General features: G+C 49.7%; 14 protein-coding genes. 4 read left to right on the plus strand and 10 right to left on the minus strand.

Annotated elements, in window-relative coordinates:
* Window positions 1–83 precede the first annotated feature (83 nt).
* Genes FSU_RS02405 through FSU_RS02415 form a run of 3 tightly spaced genes read right to left on the minus strand, consistent with a single transcriptional unit; the run spans window position 84 to window position 2,618 of the window.
* Window positions 84–851, minus strand: a complete 768-nt coding sequence (locus FSU_RS02405) for a thioredoxin-like domain-containing protein (protein WP_012819947.1) — start codon at window positions 849–851, stop codon at window positions 84–86.
* A 27-nt stretch (window positions 852–878) separates the two neighbouring features.
* Complete coding sequence (locus FSU_RS02410; protein WP_012819948.1) at window positions 879–1,433, minus strand: hypothetical protein; 555 nt, start codon at window positions 1,431–1,433, stop codon at window positions 879–881.
* A gap of 9 nt (window positions 1,434–1,442) precedes the next feature.
* Window positions 1,443–2,618 (minus strand): beta/alpha barrel domain-containing protein, encoded by a 1,176-nt coding sequence (locus tag FSU_RS02415; RefSeq protein WP_012819949.1) that lies wholly within the window; start codon window positions 2,616–2,618, stop codon window positions 1,443–1,445.
* Window positions 2,619–2,739: 121 nt separating this feature from the next.
* Here FSU_RS02415 and FSU_RS02420 point away from each other — a divergent pair, with 121 nt between their 5' ends.
* Together FSU_RS02420 and FSU_RS02425 are read left to right on the plus strand one after the other, a co-directional pair.
* On the plus strand, window positions 2,740–4,113 hold the full coding sequence (locus tag FSU_RS02420; protein WP_012819950.1) for a M20/M25/M40 family metallo-hydrolase: 1,374 nt from the start codon (window positions 2,740–2,742) through the stop codon (window positions 4,111–4,113).
* A gap of 9 nt (window positions 4,114–4,122) precedes the next feature.
* Window positions 4,123–4,812, plus strand: coding sequence for an NAD-dependent deacylase (locus tag FSU_RS02425; RefSeq protein ID WP_012819951.1), 690 nt, complete (start codon window positions 4,123–4,125; stop codon window positions 4,810–4,812).
* A 49-nt stretch (window positions 4,813–4,861) separates the two neighbouring features.
* On the opposite strand, the gene FSU_RS02430 is transcribed toward FSU_RS02425, so the two are convergent.
* From FSU_RS02430 to FSU_RS02460, 7 genes are all read right to left on the minus strand, one after another.
* Complete coding sequence (locus tag FSU_RS02430) at window positions 4,862–5,803, minus strand: FISUMP domain-containing protein (RefSeq protein ID WP_012819952.1); 942 nt, start codon at window positions 5,801–5,803, stop codon at window positions 4,862–4,864.
* Window positions 5,804–5,946: 143 nt separating this feature from the next.
* Entirely contained in the window at window positions 5,947–7,164 is a 1,218-nt protein-coding gene (locus FSU_RS02435; RefSeq protein WP_012819953.1) for an ABC transporter ATP-binding protein, read from the minus strand.
* Window positions 7,157–8,236 carry an ABC transporter permease gene (locus tag FSU_RS02440; RefSeq protein WP_012819954.1) on the minus strand — a complete coding sequence of 360 codons (1,080 nt, stop codon included), beginning with the start codon at window positions 8,234–8,236 and terminating at the stop codon, window positions 7,157–7,159. Before FSU_RS02440 ends, FSU_RS02435 begins: the two co-directional genes overlap by 8 nt.
* Before the next feature lie 54 nt (window positions 8,237–8,290).
* Entirely contained in the window at window positions 8,291–9,388 is a 1,098-nt protein-coding gene (locus FSU_RS02445; protein ID WP_012819955.1) for an exo-beta-N-acetylmuramidase NamZ family protein, read from the minus strand.
* Window positions 9,389–9,413: 25 nt separating this feature from the next.
* A complete protein-coding gene (locus FSU_RS02450; RefSeq protein ID WP_012819956.1) occupies window positions 9,414–10,490 on the minus strand; it encodes a TIGR04133 family radical SAM/SPASM protein in 1,077 nt (358 codons plus the stop codon).
* A gap of 17 nt (window positions 10,491–10,507) precedes the next feature.
* The gene (locus FSU_RS02455; RefSeq protein WP_012819957.1) at window positions 10,508–11,155 is read right to left on the minus strand and encodes a hypothetical protein; all 648 of its coding nucleotides are present in this window, start codon (window positions 11,153–11,155) and stop codon (window positions 10,508–10,510) included.
* A gap of 159 nt (window positions 11,156–11,314) precedes the next feature.
* Window positions 11,315–12,766, minus strand: coding sequence for a BamA/TamA family outer membrane protein (locus FSU_RS02460; RefSeq protein ID WP_244263705.1), 1,452 nt, complete (start codon window positions 12,764–12,766; stop codon window positions 11,315–11,317).
* Window positions 12,767–12,795: 29 nt separating this feature from the next.
* Here FSU_RS02460 and FSU_RS02465 point away from each other — a divergent pair, with 29 nt between their 5' ends.
* Both FSU_RS02465 and FSU_RS02470 read left to right on the plus strand, forming a co-directional pair.
* On the plus strand, window positions 12,796–15,228 hold the full coding sequence (locus tag FSU_RS02465) for an efflux RND transporter permease subunit (protein ID WP_012819959.1): 2,433 nt from the start codon (window positions 12,796–12,798) through the stop codon (window positions 15,226–15,228).
* On the plus strand, window positions 15,212–16,402 hold the full coding sequence (locus tag FSU_RS02470) for a pyridoxal phosphate-dependent aminotransferase (protein ID WP_012819960.1): 1,191 nt from the start codon (window positions 15,212–15,214) through the stop codon (window positions 16,400–16,402). The genes FSU_RS02465 and FSU_RS02470 overlap by 17 nt, the downstream gene beginning before the upstream one ends.

The following is a 16,402-nucleotide window of genomic DNA, read 5'->3' on the forward strand; positions in this document are numbered from 1 at the left end:
GGATATTTGTGTAGTAATAATCTCAAAAAAAGAGAGTAAAACGACCAAAGACCGCCATATGAGGTCTTACCACGTCTACCCCGCTATTTTTCCAAGACTTCAAGGACTAACTTTTCGAGCATTTCGAAGCTCGGGGCGCCGCTCCAGACGCGCTTGATGTAACCGTTTGAATCAAGGAGCATGAGCGTCGGAACAGCGTGAATCCCGTAACGGCGCCAGAGTCCCTGGTCCGCATCGCGGTAAAGCGGATACGGGGAGGCATGCTGTTTCTTGTAGAACGCAAGGAGCGGCTTGGTCTGTTCAGATGAAATGCCGATGACTTCGAGTCCCTGGCTAGAATACTTGTTGTAGATTTTTTCAAGCACGGGGAGCGTCTGGCGGCAAGGCCCGCACCAGGTCGCCCAGAAGTCGAGAAGAGTCGCCTTCGGAGCATCCTTTCTCTTTTCGCCGTTCTTGTAGAAGTTCTTGCCGAATTCAGCCATCTTGCTTCCTATGGCAGACCCGGTGAGGCTAGAAATGTCGTCCGGGCGTTCAGTCAGCGTTACCGTCAGCGGAATACGCTTGCCATCGCGGAAGATTTCAATCGCCACCTTAGAACCCACTTTTGCAGTTTTCAAAACATCCTGCATCTGAGCGACATTCACCAAGTCCTTGCCACCAAAACCGATAACAAGGTCGCCAGAAACGACACCAGCCGCCAAGCAACCCGATTCAGGATGCACGCCAGAAACGCGGAGCGCTAAGTGATTTTGATAGAGATCCTTTTTATAAATAAGTCCAAGCCACGGCCCCGCAAATGCGGAAACCGAGAAAAGCGAAAGAATACAAATGGCACGAATGATTTTCGACATTTAATCCACCCTATATATAATTGCTATTTAAAACAGATAAAAACCGATATTCAAAGCCGCTGAAAAATGGGCTTCGCGGCTGAAGATGTCATCGCTTTTATCCACCAACGCCTTGCCCATGATGTAGCTTGCATCCAGTTCTATACGGCACAAAAAGCTCGTATTCTTGAAAAAAGTGATATCACGGCCATAGCCAAGCGTCGCGCGCGGCTGGAAATAGTTCTTGCCGTAACGGTCAAAAGAAATCATCGAAAAGCCGAGGCGAACAAAGTCATCTTCGCGAGTTCCGCGGAAAAAGAATCGCCAATCCGTGCCGACTTCAAAGTAATCGCCCGAGAACAGGAACGCCGCAAAAAGATCCGCCGAATGGTGCTTATGGAAACGGTGTTCGCTGCTCAGCAAAATTCCCGGATGCACGGAACTCAGATAATAGACAAGTTGCAGTTCGCCACCAAACGAGAGCGCCGAAAGAGAATCTGATGCCGGTGCATCTTCGTAGGGTTGCTCGATAAAGTATCCAGCGAATGACTGGACACAGCTGAGCAAAAGCGCTACGAGGAATATTTTAACACACCGGACCATCAGCGTTCATTAGCCCTTCGGATTCTTGGCATCGTAATCGGCGAGAGACTTGAAACCGTCTTTTGAGAGCGCTTCTTCAAGTTCCTTACGCATCGCATGGGCAGCCATCCAGCGGAAAGCCACCACAGAATAGCACTGCACCGCATCGACACCGAGCTTGATGAGGTCATAAATCTTGTAGCCGTGGTCAATGCCACCACAAGCAATCACGCTCATCTGCGGGTAATGTTCACGAATAAACTTGACATTGCGCACTGTATTTTCGTAAAGCGGGCGGCCAGACATGCCACCGCGATCATTATCAGCACGGAGCGGAGTCAAATCGTCGTACTTCACATGAACTGGGAGGTCCGTAACTTTCTTTGTCGGGTACGTGTTACCCATGACAACACCGTTCACGCCCACCTTCACCAACATATCCATGATGGTTGCCGTGTGATTTTCGGGCATATCCGGGCTGAGTTTTGCATAAATGGCCTTGCGGACCGGCTGTTTATTGCGATAATCCGTGATGGCGGTAAAGATTTTGTTGACAAGCGTCATGTCCAAATCGAGGCGATTCTCCCCCGTATTCGGGCAGCTCAGGTTGATTTCGACGTAGTCCGCCACGCGGTAAGCGATGGAGAAACTTTCGACGATGTCCTGAAGCTTTTCGTTTTCATCCGTGAGACCCGGCGTTTCGGCAACAGAGATGCCCACGCACATTTGAACCCTGTGAGCTGCGGTAATCTGGGTATCCACGCGACGGGTCACTGCGTCGACGCCATCGTTGTTGAGACCCATGCTATTATGAATTGCACGGTCATTCTCGATAAAACCGATACGCGGTCTGTGCGTGTTCCCTTCGCGGACGTGGCGGGTTGCAGTCCCGACAGAGATGCCTCCAAAGCCCATGTTGGCAAAATCGCAAATGCGTTTCGCCGTCTTGTTTGCACCAGCCGCGAGCATAATCGGGCAACCAAAATGGAGCGGATTTGAGCCATCCGCAAACGTCACCACGCGATTCAGAGTCTTGCTCAAGTCCGGGCGACCACCCATGAACGGTATAATCGGGGCAAAGCGAGCCACATGCTTCAGGGAATCATGGCGAAATTCTGGATTATTGTGGAAAATACGGCGAATAAGTGCCAAAATGCGGTCACTCACGCGCATATAGTATTCGTGGTTGATGCAATTATTGTTCATGAGTAGTAAAATAGAAAAATCTGATACCAAAGACAGCCTAGCAAGACTTATAGAACCAACAAACCACCTATTGCCATGCCATGAAAAATTTTATAATTCTTACTAGACAAGAGAGTAAATTATGCAAAATCAAATCAAAAAAGATATTCACGAAAACATGCCGCGCTATATCGACATGCTTTCGAGCCTGGTAGCCATTCCATCCATCAGTTTTGACAATTTTGACCAAAAGTACGTTTTGGATAGCGCGAACGCCGTCAAGGCGATGTTTGAAAAAGCGGGACTCACGAACATCCAGTTTTTGATGCCGCCGAGCGGGCGCCCGAGCGTTTATGCAGAAAGCCTCACCAGCCCGGACAAGCCGACCATCCTTTTGTACGCGCATCACGACGTGCAGCCGCCCATGCGAGAAGCTTTGTGGGACACGCCGCCGTTTACCGCTACGCAGAAAGGCGACCGCCTCTTTGGACGAGGCACCGCTGATGACAAGGCTGGCATCATCACGCATCTCGCAGCCCTCGAACAGGTCCGCCGCGAGCTCAAGGGCAACGGTCCGAACCTCAAGTTTATCATTGAAGGTGAAGAAGAATCCGGGAGCGCAGGCTTCGAAAGGATTCTCACGGAACATGCAGAACTCTTGAAGAGCGACGCCGTCATTATTGCAGACCTCGGGAACTTCGCAAAGGGAACGCCGTCCATCACGACGACGCTCCGCGGCATGAGCGCCATCAACGTGACGCTCCGCGCGACAAAGGCCCCACTCCATTCCGGCTCATGGTCTGGCCCGATTCCCGACCCCGCCCAGGCTCTTTGCCGCATGATTGCAAGCCTCACCGACAAGGACGGCAAGATTCTCATCCCGCATTACGAAGACGACATTATCCCGCCGACCAAGGAAGAGCTTGAATCTTACAAGTCGCTCGGCATGACTGAAGAAATTTTCCGCAACGACGGCGGCGTTCTCGAGCAAGTGAAGTTGAACGTGCCGGAAGACGAAATTCTGCTCTCGCTGTGGCGCCGCCCGAGCATCATCGTGAGCACGATTGAATCCGGCTCCCGCGTGAACGCCGGCAATGTGCTGCAAGATAGCGCCTATGCCCGAATCGGCATCCGCCTTGCACCCGGCATGGACGCCGTGAGATGCACCGACATGCTCGCCGACTTCCTCAAGGCCCAAGTTCCAAACAACATGGAAATCACCATTGACAAGGAAGACGGTGCCAATCCATTCACGACCGACACGAACCACCCGTTCTTCAAGAAAATGAGCGAAGCCATGGCGGACGCTTACGCCTCCCCCACCAAGTTCATTGGATGCGGCGCAAGCATCCCAGGCGCAGAACTTTTCCGCAACACGCTCGGTAACGTCCCGATTTTGCTCACGGGTCTCGAAGACCCGGAATGCAACGCCCATGGCGAAAACGAAAGCCTTTACCTGCCCGATTTCGAAAGCGGCATCGTTGCAGAAGCGCTTTTCTTTGCATCCATTTCGTAAGGAGGATCTATGAAACGTAAAAGACTCGTCGTACTGACAGGCGCTGGAATCAGCGCGGAATCTGGCCTCCGCACATTCCGCGGAAACGACGGCATGTGGGAACACGAAAACATCGAAGATGTCTGCACACCGGACGCCCTTCGCCGTGACCCGAAGCGCGTCAAGGACTTTTACAACTTCTTGCGAAAGGGCCTCCCCGAGCACGCTCCGAATGCGGCACACATCGCGCTTGCGAAGCTCGAAGAGCGCCTCGGCGACGAATTCTTGCTGGTGACGCAGAATGTCGACGACCTCCACGAACGTGGAGGAAGCAAGCGCGTTTTGCACATGCACGGCGACTTGATGAAACTCCGTTGCACTAAAAACGAGCACGAATTTGAATTCACGGGTGAAGAAACTTTGGACACAAAATGCCCGATTTGCGGAAGCCCCGTGCGCCCGGACATCGTGTTCTTTGGCGAAACGCCGTTGTACATGGACGAGATTCAAGAAGCTCTGATGAATTGCGACGAATTCGCCTACATCGGCACTAGCAGCGTCGTGTATCCGGCAGCAGGGTTCAAGAGCTTTGCGAAATCCTACGGAGCAAAAGTCACTTGCTTAAATCTTGAAGCACCCTATGGCGACCCGTACACGGACGTCGTCATTCAAGGAAAAGCGACCGAAGTCGTTCCCAAGTGGTGCGAAGAATTCAAATAGAATTGCGCTCGAAATGCACGAAAAATGCGCGGGACAACCCGCGCACTTTTTATTTCTTTTCTGGTGTTTTTGTTTCCGGAGTATCGTCCTTGATCAAGCGCACATACGATTGCGAGTGAGTGCTGAACGTTACTCGCCCAGGGAAAATTTCAAAGCAGAACTTGTCTTCGGAGGTCCAGAAATGACTAAAGAAGTTGTTGCTGATACCTGTGCTACATTTGACCGGAGTCGCTTCAAATCCCAAGTTATCGGTCGGGGTCACATTACACTTTTCCCAGCCCTTGCGAGACATGAGCACGCTCGACGGGTCACCAAGCCCTAAACCAGCAGCAGTCTTGATCAATGTTTCAAAGTCCTTTTTGCTCGGAACGCGCCAGCCCCTTACGGCACAATACTTGTTCACCGAGCTCCATTCGTACAGGCCCTCGCCCGTATAGCCCACGCACTTGTACTTCAAGGGTTCCTTCATCCACACTTGATCGCCAATCCTTACGGTCTTGTAGACCTGACCATCGCGAGGGTCGACAAACTGTGATTCAAAAAGATTCGGGGAAAGCGAAAACCTTTTTTGCCAAATGTATTCCTGCAAGATATCGAGCATTTGCGCGCACGGTTCAAAAGAGAGTCCCAAATCCACACAAAGTCGTCTTTGGCAAGCCTCCAAAACTTCTTGCTGTTCGCCATCCGAAAAACTTCTGACCTCATACATGCTTGACGGAATTTGCTTTAAGACAAGCAGGAACAAACGGTCCTTAGCATCTGCAAATTCGGGAGCATTCAAATCACGCAGTTCTTTTTCCAAAGTTGATTCGTTTGCGAAAATAGAATCACCGACTTTTTGAACAAGAGCTTCACACAATGCATTGACATCTTTTTGCGCCACCTTGACCGGAGGGCGAACCAATTTTGCACCGCAGAACGGGCAATTTTCCATTTTATCGATTAAAGCATCAAAATCTTTTAGATTTTTATGACACTCTTTACAGAACATAACGTTCTCCCCAATAATATTATCGAGCTTTCAACATCCATAGGGAGCCTCTAAAAAATTTAGCGGCAACCTTTGATGATAATATTAAAAAACAAGAATGAAAGGGATGTAAAACTTATGCAAAAAACGATTGCAAGGATTAATTACTTGGCACAAAAGCAATAGGCGAAATGATTCGCTTCGGCAATTTTCGTCGGGAGTTCGGCGGAAAGACATTTTTCGCGAACTTCGGCAGAAGCCTGTGCGCATTTACAGCAGCGATCGGCAAAGCGGCAACCCTTGGCAAAATCCTTTGGATGCGGCACAGCCCCCGGAATGGACGCGAGCGTGCGCAAGTCGCTATGGCTTTCGGGAATCGCAGCAAGGAGGCCTTGCGTGTACGGGTGCATCGGATGGTTGATGACTTCGCGAACGGGGCCTTCTTCGACAATGCGGCCGGCATACATCACAGCAACGCGGTGTGCGTACTGCGAAACAATTCCCATGTTGTGCGTTATGAGGAGAACTGCTGTTCCCGTTTTCTCGGCCATTTCCTTGAGCACAGCAAGAACTTGAGCTTGCACAGTCACATCCAAAGCAGTTGTCGGTTCATCGGCGATGATCAATTTTGGCTTTGGCAAAAGCGCCATCACGATGCAGACGCGTTGGAGCATACCGCCTGAAAGTTCGTGCGAATACGAATTCAAAACGCGGTCAGGGTCGTTGAAACCAGCCAAACGGAGTTGCTCGCGGATTAAGTCCAACGGCGAGTTGACTGGATCCCCTCCGCTTCGCTCCGAGGATGACGAACTGCCACGAGATGGCGCGGAATCTTGTTTGGACTGCGTATTTTTCGAGACTGCGCCGAACTTGAAAACTTCGAGAAGTTGCTTTTTGATAGTAACAACAGGGTTCAACGCTTGCATCGGTTCCTGGAAAATGCAAGCAATTTCGGAACCGCGGACAGATTGCAAGTCTTTGAGCGGAAGTGTCGCTAGGTCACGAGAATTCGCATTGCCATCGTCAGCATCGCGCGAATCTTGAGCCTGCGCATCATTCGCCCCCACATCGAACAAAATCTCGCCGTTCACAATCTTTGCGCTTGGCCACGGCAACAAGCGCAAAATACTCATCGCAGTCACGCTCTTTCCGCAACCGGACTCGCCCACCAACGCAAAGAATTCGCCCGGGAAAATGTCAAACGAGACGCGGTCCGTCACTTGCAACGGTTTCCTGCCGTCACGCGAGTTACCGTTCTTGTCGAACCCGAACGCCACCGAAACTTCTTTTACACGCAAAACGGGGACTTTACTGGATCCTTCAACTTCGCTCAGGATGACGCGTTCCTCTCGTCTCTCGTCTCTCGTCTCTCGTCTAAACATATCTATCTCCCGACTTCGGGTCCATAGCATCTCGCACGCCTTCGCCGACAAACGTCGTAAGGAGGAGCGTCACAAACAACGCAACAACAGTGCTCACGGAAATCCACGGAGCGTAGAGGTTGTTGAGTCCCTGGCTCATGAGTTCGCCCCAGCTCGGCGTCGGTGGCTGGAGTCCAAAGCCCAAGAAGTCGAGCGACGTGAGGCTCCCAATTCCACCAATGAGCGTGAACGGGAAAAGCGTCACCACGGGAGTCATTGCGTTCGGCAAGATTTCCTTGAAAAAGATATGGCGATGCCCGAGTCCAAGCACCTTCGCAGACATCACGTAAGTCATGCTGCGGAGCTTCAGGAATTCCGCACGCATGTAATAGCTGAGCGAAAGCCAGTTAAACGCCGCCATAATCAAAATCAAAAGCCAGAAACTGCGGCCGTAAATACTGCCAATGAGAATCACCACGTAAAGCATCGGGAGCGACGACCAGATTTCAATCATACGCTGCATGCCCGTATCCCAGAACTTCCCGAGATAGCCCTGAATACCGCCAATGACAATGCCGAGGAACGTACCAAGCACGGTCAAGAGCAAGCTAAAGCTGATGCAAATGCGGAACCCGTGAATCAAGCGCGAAAGAACATCGCGCCCATTGCTATCGGTCCCGAGCCAGTGCTTTGCGCTCGGCGCAAATGGAGGGGTTCCCTCCTCGCTCAGATCCGCCTTCAGCGGATCGTGCGGCACTGGCGGCATGAACGTCCACATCTCGGGGCAGCCTCCAGCACGCGGGAATCCGTCTTCTTCATCCTGCTTACATTCTTCGACATCTGCAAAAAGCTTTGCGTAATCCTGCTCCGTCTTGTATTCGCCGCCAAAGTCCGCTTCGCTGTAACGCGCAAACGCCGGAAAATAGCTCTTGCCGTTGTAACGCAAATAGAACGGCTCGTCATTTACCGTCCACGGGCTCGTGAGCGAAAGCAAGTACGCCACAACCAGAATCACAAGCGACCAAAAGGCGCGCTTGTTCTTGCGGAAGCGCTTTAAGCGATTCAAAGTTTCTGTCGAAAGTCTAAGTTTCATAGATTAAACAAGGCTCGGCGCATTTTCGCATTTTCGCGGCAGTTCCAACAACCATTAAATACTCGACTCGATAAATTCCTTGCGGAACGTTCCGTTACCAAGCAAAATATCAATCGGCAGCTTGTGGAACTCGTACTCGTACGGAGGCTGTTTCCACGCAAAATCCTTCGGGTATTCGTTGAAGATGTACTGCAACAGCTTCACCGCCATCTCAAAACTGCGGAACTTGTTACGGTCCGTCACGTGAATCTGCGCACCGCCACAAATCTGCCCCGCACCCTTGTGGAACGTCGGCTGGAAGTAGTTTTCGCGGAAATACACGCCCGGAAGCTTAAGCCCGTTCATGTACTTGCAAAGCTTGACCGCATCGATAAACGGCGCACCAAAAATTTCGAACGGACGCGTCGTGCCACGGCCTTCGCTCACGTTGGTCGCCTCAAACAAACACATACCCGGATACACAATTGCAGTATCAAGCGTCGGCATGTTCGGGCTCGGCAAAATCCACGGGAGTCCCGTTTCATCGAACCACATGCGCTTATCGTAACCATCCATGTGCATCACGTAAAGTTCGCACTTCGGGAATCGTTCGGCCTTGAACTGTTCGGCAAGTTCACCAATCGTCTTGGCATGGCGCGTACGAATGCTATGAAGCCCAACAAAGCTCGTGTAATTGAGGTCGAGCACCGGGCCTTCTTCGTCCACGCAGTTAATCGGATTCGGGCGGTCCACCACGACCACCGGGATTCCCGCCTTCTCGCAAGCCTTCATGCAGAGGAAAAGCGTCCAGATGAACGTGTAGTAACGCGCCCCCACATCCTGCAAATCCACAAGCATAGCATCCACGTGCGAAAGCATTTCTGCCGTCGGTTCGCGATGTTCGCCGTAAAGGCTGTAAACCGGAATATGCAATTCCGGGTCTTCGTAGCCTTCCCATTCAATCATGTTGTCTTGCGTGTGTCCCTTGATGCCGTGCTGCGGGCCAAACAAAGCCGATAGCTTAAAGAGCTTGCCGTCCAAATCCTTGAGCAAGTCAAGCGTATAACTCAAATCGGCACAGACCGAAGCCGGATGGAGAACCGCACCCAGGCGCTTACCACGAAGTACCACCGGGAAACTTTTTTCAAAATGAGAAAGAGCTAACGTAACCATGTTTTTAAAGGTAGTAAAACCACCTTTAAACGCCAGCCGCTTCAAGCCGTTTCACATGGCAATATGCAAGTTCTTTTGTCCGCTCGTCACGCAAATGCAGGCTGGAGCCCTCGCAATAGCGCCAATACTTGCAAGTTTTGCAGTCACCAATTTTCGCCCAGCTGCGGTCGCGCATCACCTGATAGCGGTTCTGCCATACATCCCACAAGTCATCCTTGTAGATATTCCCTTGAATGTAATCCCCACGCAAGCTCGGGCATGCCGAAATGCTTCCATCGCACAGCACCGACGCAATATTGACGCCCGCCCAGCAAAAGAACGGATTATCGCGAACGGCCTTTTCGTAACTGCCGAGAAAACCTTCGCAATCGTAGTTCACATTCATGAGATTTTGCTTCTTGGCTTCACGAATAAATTCAAATACTTGACGAAATTCTTGATTCGTAAGCTGGAACAGCGGATTGTCTTTTGCACGGCCTTTCGCAAATACATTCGAAACACGCCAACGCTTGACGCCTAGATTTAAAAGCAAGTTATAAATCTTGGGCAATTCCTTAAGGTTCTTGCGATTCACGCAAGTCATCACGTCAAACGTAATGCCGTCCGTATGTGAGGCCATGTTGATGGCACGCACCGCACGTTCGAAGCTGTGCGCATTGCCGCGGAAATGGTTATGATTTTCTTCAAGGCCATCAAGGCTAATCGTCAACGCACGCAACCCTGCATTCATGAGTTTCGTATAACGTTCTGGATTTAAAGCCAGTCCATTCGTCACCATGCCCCAAGGGTATCCACGCGCTTTAATATCTTTGCCGATTTCTTCAAGATCGGCTCGCATTAAGGGTTCACCGCCAGTAATCACCACAATAAAATTGCTAGGATCGACATGTGGCGAAACGCCATCCAAAACTCGCATAAAATCTTCACGAGGCATGTCCGGAATCGCATCGGCAACACAATCGCTCCCGCAATGCAAGCAATGTAAATTGCAACGCAACGTACATTCCCAAAAGAGGTACGTCAGGGGATGATCCTTAATCTGGCTATGACGATAAAGGCGATGCGCTTCAAGCGCAAGAAACTTTTTAATACCGAGATGCATACGGAATCAATTCCGAGTTACTCATCATCTTTGCAAGAGCCTTCAAACGCGCAGGGCGGACCATAAAGAACAACGGTCTCATCAATGATAATGGTATTATAATTCGCTTGGAATTCAGCTTCGTTGTAGACCTTGCCATCACTGCATGTATAAACTTTATCCTTCACATAGACAACGCCATACTTGGCCGTAACTTCGGGCTTGAAAACAATTCCATATTTTGCAGTCACTTCTGTCGGATCGCGCGTTACAGGAACCTGTTCCTCATCAGCTGTAGATTCAACGCAGGTCACCCCATCGGTGCATTCATAAACATTGTCGTCTTTATGAGCCGTGCAGGTTTCCCTGTCCATATAAACACCGTACAAAGGCACGACCTCTATTTCGCCACTGGAGCTTTCAGCAATCGGAGAGGAACTAGAAGATTCAACGGAGCTAGACGATTCAGCAGACGAACTAGGCTGAACATCCGAAGAACTTGAAAACTGATTTTTGACCGTTGAGCTTGAACTCACCTTTTCTACGGACGAACTTGAATTTTGTCCATTAGTTGTACTTGAACTGGAATCCGGAAAAACAGGAGCCGCAGGAGAAGATCCATTATCGCAGGCATTCCAAAAAAATGCCGTCAGTGCAAGCAGAAATTTTTTCCAGTGTTTATACATTTGACAGACTCCTTCAAAACCCATTCAACCACATCATTAATATAAACAAATAGGCATACCTTTTCAATTGTGGATAGCCCTATTCACAACGCTTTTCCCACGCAAAAAAGCCCCCGAAAAGCAAAAATATTGCACAAACGTATTATATAGACTTTTTTATTACCTGAATTCCGGAGCAATCGTCAAGATGAGGCTCAATCCGTGCCAACTATGGAAAGCAAACTGCACACGGAACAGATACATATCCGGCTTGCGGACGCGAACACCGAATCCCCACGAGTTATAGAGATGGTCCTTCGACCAACTATTTATCTTGTCACTAATCATGGCATATTCATTAAAAACAACACCATCTACAAGACGGTCCACCGGCCAACGGTATTCTGTTGAAAGACCTAGCACGAATGGAGCCACCCATGCCCCCGTATAGCCACGTAATGGGAACCTCGCATTCAACGACGGAAAAGCCGAATATGGAGCGCCACCCTTTTCCATTTCCCACATTCCCTGGAAACGGAGCTGGAACGCAAACACGCGATGTTCAAAAAGCGTTTCCACGAGATTTTCCGGGCGCCACACGCGTAATACTTCATTCAAAGAAAAGTCTGTATAGAACTTTCTTGTCTTGCGGCCTTCTTTTGCAGACAACACATATTTGTCAGCCCGACCAATAAAGAAATAAATCTGGTAAAAAGCGTCAACACTCACATAATCGTGATTTTTGCCACCATCTTTCAACGCACTAGAACGGTGTAACCCCACAATAGACATATCATCGGCAGTTATCCCGCTATAATGACTTGTCAGCACATACGAGGCACTCAAACTTAAACGTTGGCCTTTTGACGGAGCATATGGGAAATCCAAATTATCAAAGACCAGGTTCACGTAAAACGGAATTTCAAAGTGGCCTTGATACAATCCTCGATCCTCAATCGGGAACTTCGGGTGATCCAGCACCGAATCCTTCGTATCCGTGAAATCCGCCAAATGATAAACAAGTTCTGAGCCAAAACTAAAGTTGAGGTTTCTTGATTCTGTAATCGGGAAACCGAACCGGAGACCTGCATTAATCGTCGTATCCGCTTGTTTGAACGACTCCTTCGTCACAGGCAAAGTAAATCCGTTATCACGATCCATATAAATATTCAGGTTTACCAGACCGTACAATTTCTTACCAAACAACGACTGCTTAGAATAGCGCATTTTCACATCAAAATCGCTATTGGCGTAGTAATGGCCTTCAAAAACAGCGTAATCGTTCTGATAAAACAAGTTCCGGTGTCGGTAGCATAGACCGATCATAGTCGAGCTGCCGGGCTTCAGATTAAAAACCGGATAAATAAAAATGTTGCGTTTTTCACCAAAAGTAATCAGGTCCACCGCCTTGTCTGCAACTCCATTTTCAATTGCATAATGTAATGGTGCCGCAATCGGGTAGACAAGTGAACTAAAAAAAGGTTGGATGACATGGATGAATGGCCACGCAATGACTTCGGTAAACGACATTGAACCCGAAGAAGTATCCTGAACAGCTTCGTCAGACTTCTTCGCAAGTGCAGGCACACTCAACACGCCCACAAGCACCAGTAATGTCACCAAACGCATCATTTCCATTCTAATATATAGTTATATTGGTTATGATGTTTTCTCTTTTTGCAAAAATTATCAAAAAATTGGCGGCTTACCCGAAGATTATCCTAACGGTTTTTCTGGCGGTAGGTATTTTGAGCATTTACCCCATCATGCATTTGCGATGGGATTTACAGTTACAAGACACGATTACGAGTGCGCGAGAACCGAGCAACGTCCAGAAAATTGAAGACGAATTCGGTGGGCTTGGAAGCCTCATCGTCATCTTGCAATCGGAGGATTCGAGTGCGAACTACCAAATCGCCAAAAACCTCGCACAAAAGATGCAGCAGAGTCCGGCAGTCCATTTTGCCGACTTCGAGACCGACATTGAATTTTACAAGAAGAACAAGTTCTTGTACGCCAGTGAAAACGACATTGACATCATGGTGCATCGCATTGAAAAGCTCAAGCACGACTACATCATGAAGAACAACCCGCTGTTCATTGACCTCAAGAGTGCGATTGATTCCATCACGCAGACGACTTCGGAACAGCGCGAACAGCTTTTAAGCGACCTCGAAAAGAAGTATTTTGACAAGCTCGCCGTGAGCCACTCCAACAAAACCGGGACCATCCGTATCGTTGAAATTTACCCGACGCATTCGATCTCGGATTTGCAGGCAAACAGGAACCTTTTCTACGAAGTTTCAAATCAGTTGAAAAATGAAAAAACACCTAGCGATTTCCAGGTGTATTTTGCAGGAAAGGTCTACGAATCCATCCAGACCGGCAAGCGGCTTCTGCCCGAAGCAAAGATGGTGGGCTGCGTCACAGCGGGTCTGATTCTTCTGCTTCTGATTCTCAACTTCTTTAGGCAGCCGCAATTGATTTTTATTTCAGCTCTGCCAATTGCAACACCGATTTTTACGACGATGGCGTGTTCGTATATGTTCTACGGACGCATTAACTTGTTTACGCTTTTGCTTGCAATTGTGCTCCCGGGACAAGCTCTGCAGATTATCAACCACGTTCTGAACCGATACTTTTTGGAACGCGAGCAGAACTTGAGCCCACAACTTTGCATTGAAAGTGCGCTCCTTGGCATCGGGCCCTCGACCGCCGTTTCGAGTTTTGCATTTGCAACATTGTTCGCTAGTTTGATTTTGATTCCGCTGCCAGGACTCCAGGAACTGGGCGTTCTCGGTTCAACGGGCTGCATTTTGAACTGGGCCATTACGCTCCTTTTCTCGGCTGCACTTTTGCAGGTCACGCAACGCAAAAAACCGTTCTCGATTAGACACTCGCAAATTCACCCTGAGTACAAGATTTCAATGCTTTCAAATCGTTTGAACTGGACGATTTTCTCGATTATCATCGCGGCAAGTCTCGTTGGGCTTTACATCGGCGGTACTCGCATCCACATCCGCAACGACTTTTCGGCTACAGAAATCAACTACAAGGACGCAACGATTGATTCCCTAATTGCAGAGACGGGATTCATGAACAAGACGCCCGTCATCGTGATGCTCCCGGAAAGTGCCGAAAGCGAGAACCTGCTGGAACGATTCACCGAGCTCAAAAACAACGGCGAACTTTCAACCGTCAACTCGCTGTTTACGCTTGCACAGTTTTCCCCCAACTTGCAACAGAAGAAAATGGAAAAGCTCCGCCAGTTGCACAGCTTGGTCACTAAGGAATTTCGTGAAGCGCTCTCCAAGAGCGAACTTGAAAATCTTGAAAAGGTGGAACAGGCGCTTGAATTTGACGAAGCCGATGACTTTGAGCCACCTGAGTATATCGCCAAGAAGTTCCGCGACAAGCACGGCAAGCAAGGCCGCTTTGCGTTCATCTTTACCGACATCAAGGAAAACTTTGGCAGCGAATGCGTAAAATTGCACAAAGAACTCCACCAGATTGAAGGTATCGACAACGGGAAATACTTGGTGGCAGGCATCCCGATTACTCGCGCTATTTTCTTGGATAGGATTACAAATAATATCAGTAGACCATTGCAAGTGGGTGGTATTTTAGTGTTTCTGTTCATGCTCGTTTATTATAACCGCTTTAGCCGCGCCTTGTTTACCGCACTTCCGTCTGTATTTGCAGCAAGCTGGTTCCTCGCAGCGCTCAACGCATTTGACGTGAAGATTTCAGCATACAGCGCACTCGCCTTCCCGATTTTGATTGGAGCAAGCGTCGATGGCTCCCTCCAGTTTTTCTCGGCTTATTACGAGAAGCAAACAGGGACCGCGCTCACAATCCTTAGGGACAAGTTCTTTACGATTTTTCTCTCGCAGATGGCCGCCTTCATCGGTACATACGGCATGCTCGTTTCGTCCCACCCGGGGCTTCGCAGCATGGGCTACGTCTCGTTGACAGGCCTTATCTGCATATTCATTTCCCAATTCACCATCTTCCCCCTCATCGCAGGATCGCTCGACCAATACCGTCTGAGACAGAAAAGGAAAAAGGAAGCTAAAGATGAAAACGCTTTCTGATAGAACTCAAAATATTGCAGCATCGCTCACCGTCGCCATCGACACAATGGCAAAACAGATGATCGCAGACGGCAAGGACGTCGTGAGTCTCGGCGCAGGCGAACCCGACTTTGGAACGCCCACCCCCATTCAAGATGCGGCAATTGATGCTATCCGCGCAGGCAAGACGCGCTATACTGCACCTGTCGGGATTCTTGATGTGCGCAAGGCTGTTGCAAAGAAATTGGAAGAAGAAAACGGACTCCATTACAATGCATCGCAAATCATCATGACGAGCGGTGCAAAGCACGCCGTGTTCAACGCTCTCGCCGCCCTCATCAATCCGGGTGACGAAGTGATTATCCCCGCCCCGTACTGGGTCACGTATCCGGAACTTGTGAAGTGGCTCGGCGGTACGCCGGTGTTTGTTGAAGCCGGCATTGAAAAGAACTTCAAGATTGATGCCGAAGATTTGCGCAAGGCTTGCACGCCGCGCACGAAGGCAATTCTCTTGAACAATCCGTGCAACCCGACTGGCGCCGTTTACAGCAAGAGAGAACTTGAAGCATTGGCAAAGGAAATTGTAGCACAGGACATCTACTGCATCTCGGACGAAGTTTACGAATACTTTGTCTACGATACTGAGTTTACGAGCGCAGCAGTATTCCCCGGCATGGCAGAACGTACAATTGTGATTAACGGCTTTTCGAAGTCTCACTGCATGACCGGCTGGAGAATCGGTTACGATGCCGCCCCCGCCCCGATTGCAAAAATCATCGGAAAAATCCAGGGACAGGCCACGCACCACCCGAGCAATGTCGCACAGTACGCCGCACTCGGCGCTCTGAACATGGACAAGAGCAATGTTCATGCCATGCAGGCAGCCTTCCGCAAGCGCAGAGCCTACATGCTTGAACGCACTTCGTTCCTCTCGACCAAGCCGCGCGCACCCGAAGGCGCATTCTACCTTTTTGCACCGGTGAGCGATTACTACGGGAAAAAGACTCCGGACGGCAAGGTGATTGCAGGCTCGATTGATTTTTGCAGCGCACTTTTGGAAAGCAAGGGACTTGCGATTGTGCCAGGCGCCGCCTTTGGCGACGACACATGCGTTAGATTCTCGTACGCCGCAAGCGATGAAAATCTTGCGAAGGCTTGCGACCGCTTTGAAGCATTCGTGAAAGAACTCTCGTAA

Source organism: Fibrobacter succinogenes subsp. succinogenes S85, from assembly GCF_000146505.1.
GTDB classification, from domain to species: Bacteria; Fibrobacterota; Fibrobacteria; order Fibrobacterales; family Fibrobacteraceae; genus Fibrobacter; species Fibrobacter succinogenes.

What these genes read in the sequence shown, in the direction of transcription:
- FSU_RS02405 (WP_012819947.1), bottom strand. Translation starts at nt 851, where the DNA reads ATGTCGAAAATCATTCGTGCCATTTGTATTCTTTCGCTTTTCTCGGTT.
- FSU_RS02410 (WP_012819948.1), bottom strand. Translation starts at nt 1,433, where the DNA reads ATGGTCCGGTGTGTTAAAATATTCCTCGTAGCGCTTTTGCTCAGCTGT.
- FSU_RS02415 (WP_012819949.1), bottom strand. Translation starts at nt 2,618, where the DNA reads ATGAACAATAATTGCATCAACCACGAATACTATATGCGCGTGAGTGAC.
- FSU_RS02420 (WP_012819950.1), top strand. Translation starts at nt 2,740, where the DNA reads ATGCAAAATCAAATCAAAAAAGATATTCACGAAAACATGCCGCGCTAT.
- FSU_RS02425 (WP_012819951.1), top strand. Translation starts at nt 4,123, where the DNA reads ATGAAACGTAAAAGACTCGTCGTACTGACAGGCGCTGGAATCAGCGCG.
- FSU_RS02430 (WP_012819952.1), bottom strand. Translation starts at nt 5,803, where the DNA reads ATGTTCTGTAAAGAGTGTCATAAAAATCTAAAAGATTTTGATGCTTTA.
- FSU_RS02435 (WP_012819953.1), bottom strand. Translation starts at nt 7,164, where the DNA reads ATGTTTAGACGAGAGACGAGAGACGAGAGACGAGAGGAACGCGTCATC.
- FSU_RS02440 (WP_012819954.1), bottom strand. Translation starts at nt 8,236, where the DNA reads ATGAAACTTAGACTTTCGACAGAAACTTTGAATCGCTTAAAGCGCTTC.
- FSU_RS02445 (WP_012819955.1), bottom strand. Translation starts at nt 9,388, where the DNA reads ATGGTTACGTTAGCTCTTTCTCATTTTGAAAAAAGTTTCCCGGTGGTA.
- FSU_RS02450 (WP_012819956.1), bottom strand. Translation starts at nt 10,490, where the DNA reads ATGCATCTCGGTATTAAAAAGTTTCTTGCGCTTGAAGCGCATCGCCTT.
- FSU_RS02455 (WP_012819957.1), bottom strand. Translation starts at nt 11,155, where the DNA reads ATGTATAAACACTGGAAAAAATTTCTGCTTGCACTGACGGCATTTTTT.
- FSU_RS02460 (WP_244263705.1), bottom strand. Translation starts at nt 12,766, where the DNA reads ATGATGCGTTTGGTGACATTACTGGTGCTTGTGGGCGTGTTGAGTGTG.
- FSU_RS02465 (WP_012819959.1), top strand. Translation starts at nt 12,796, where the DNA reads ATGATGTTTTCTCTTTTTGCAAAAATTATCAAAAAATTGGCGGCTTAC.
- FSU_RS02470 (WP_012819960.1), top strand. Translation starts at nt 15,212, where the DNA reads ATGAAAACGCTTTCTGATAGAACTCAAAATATTGCAGCATCGCTCACC.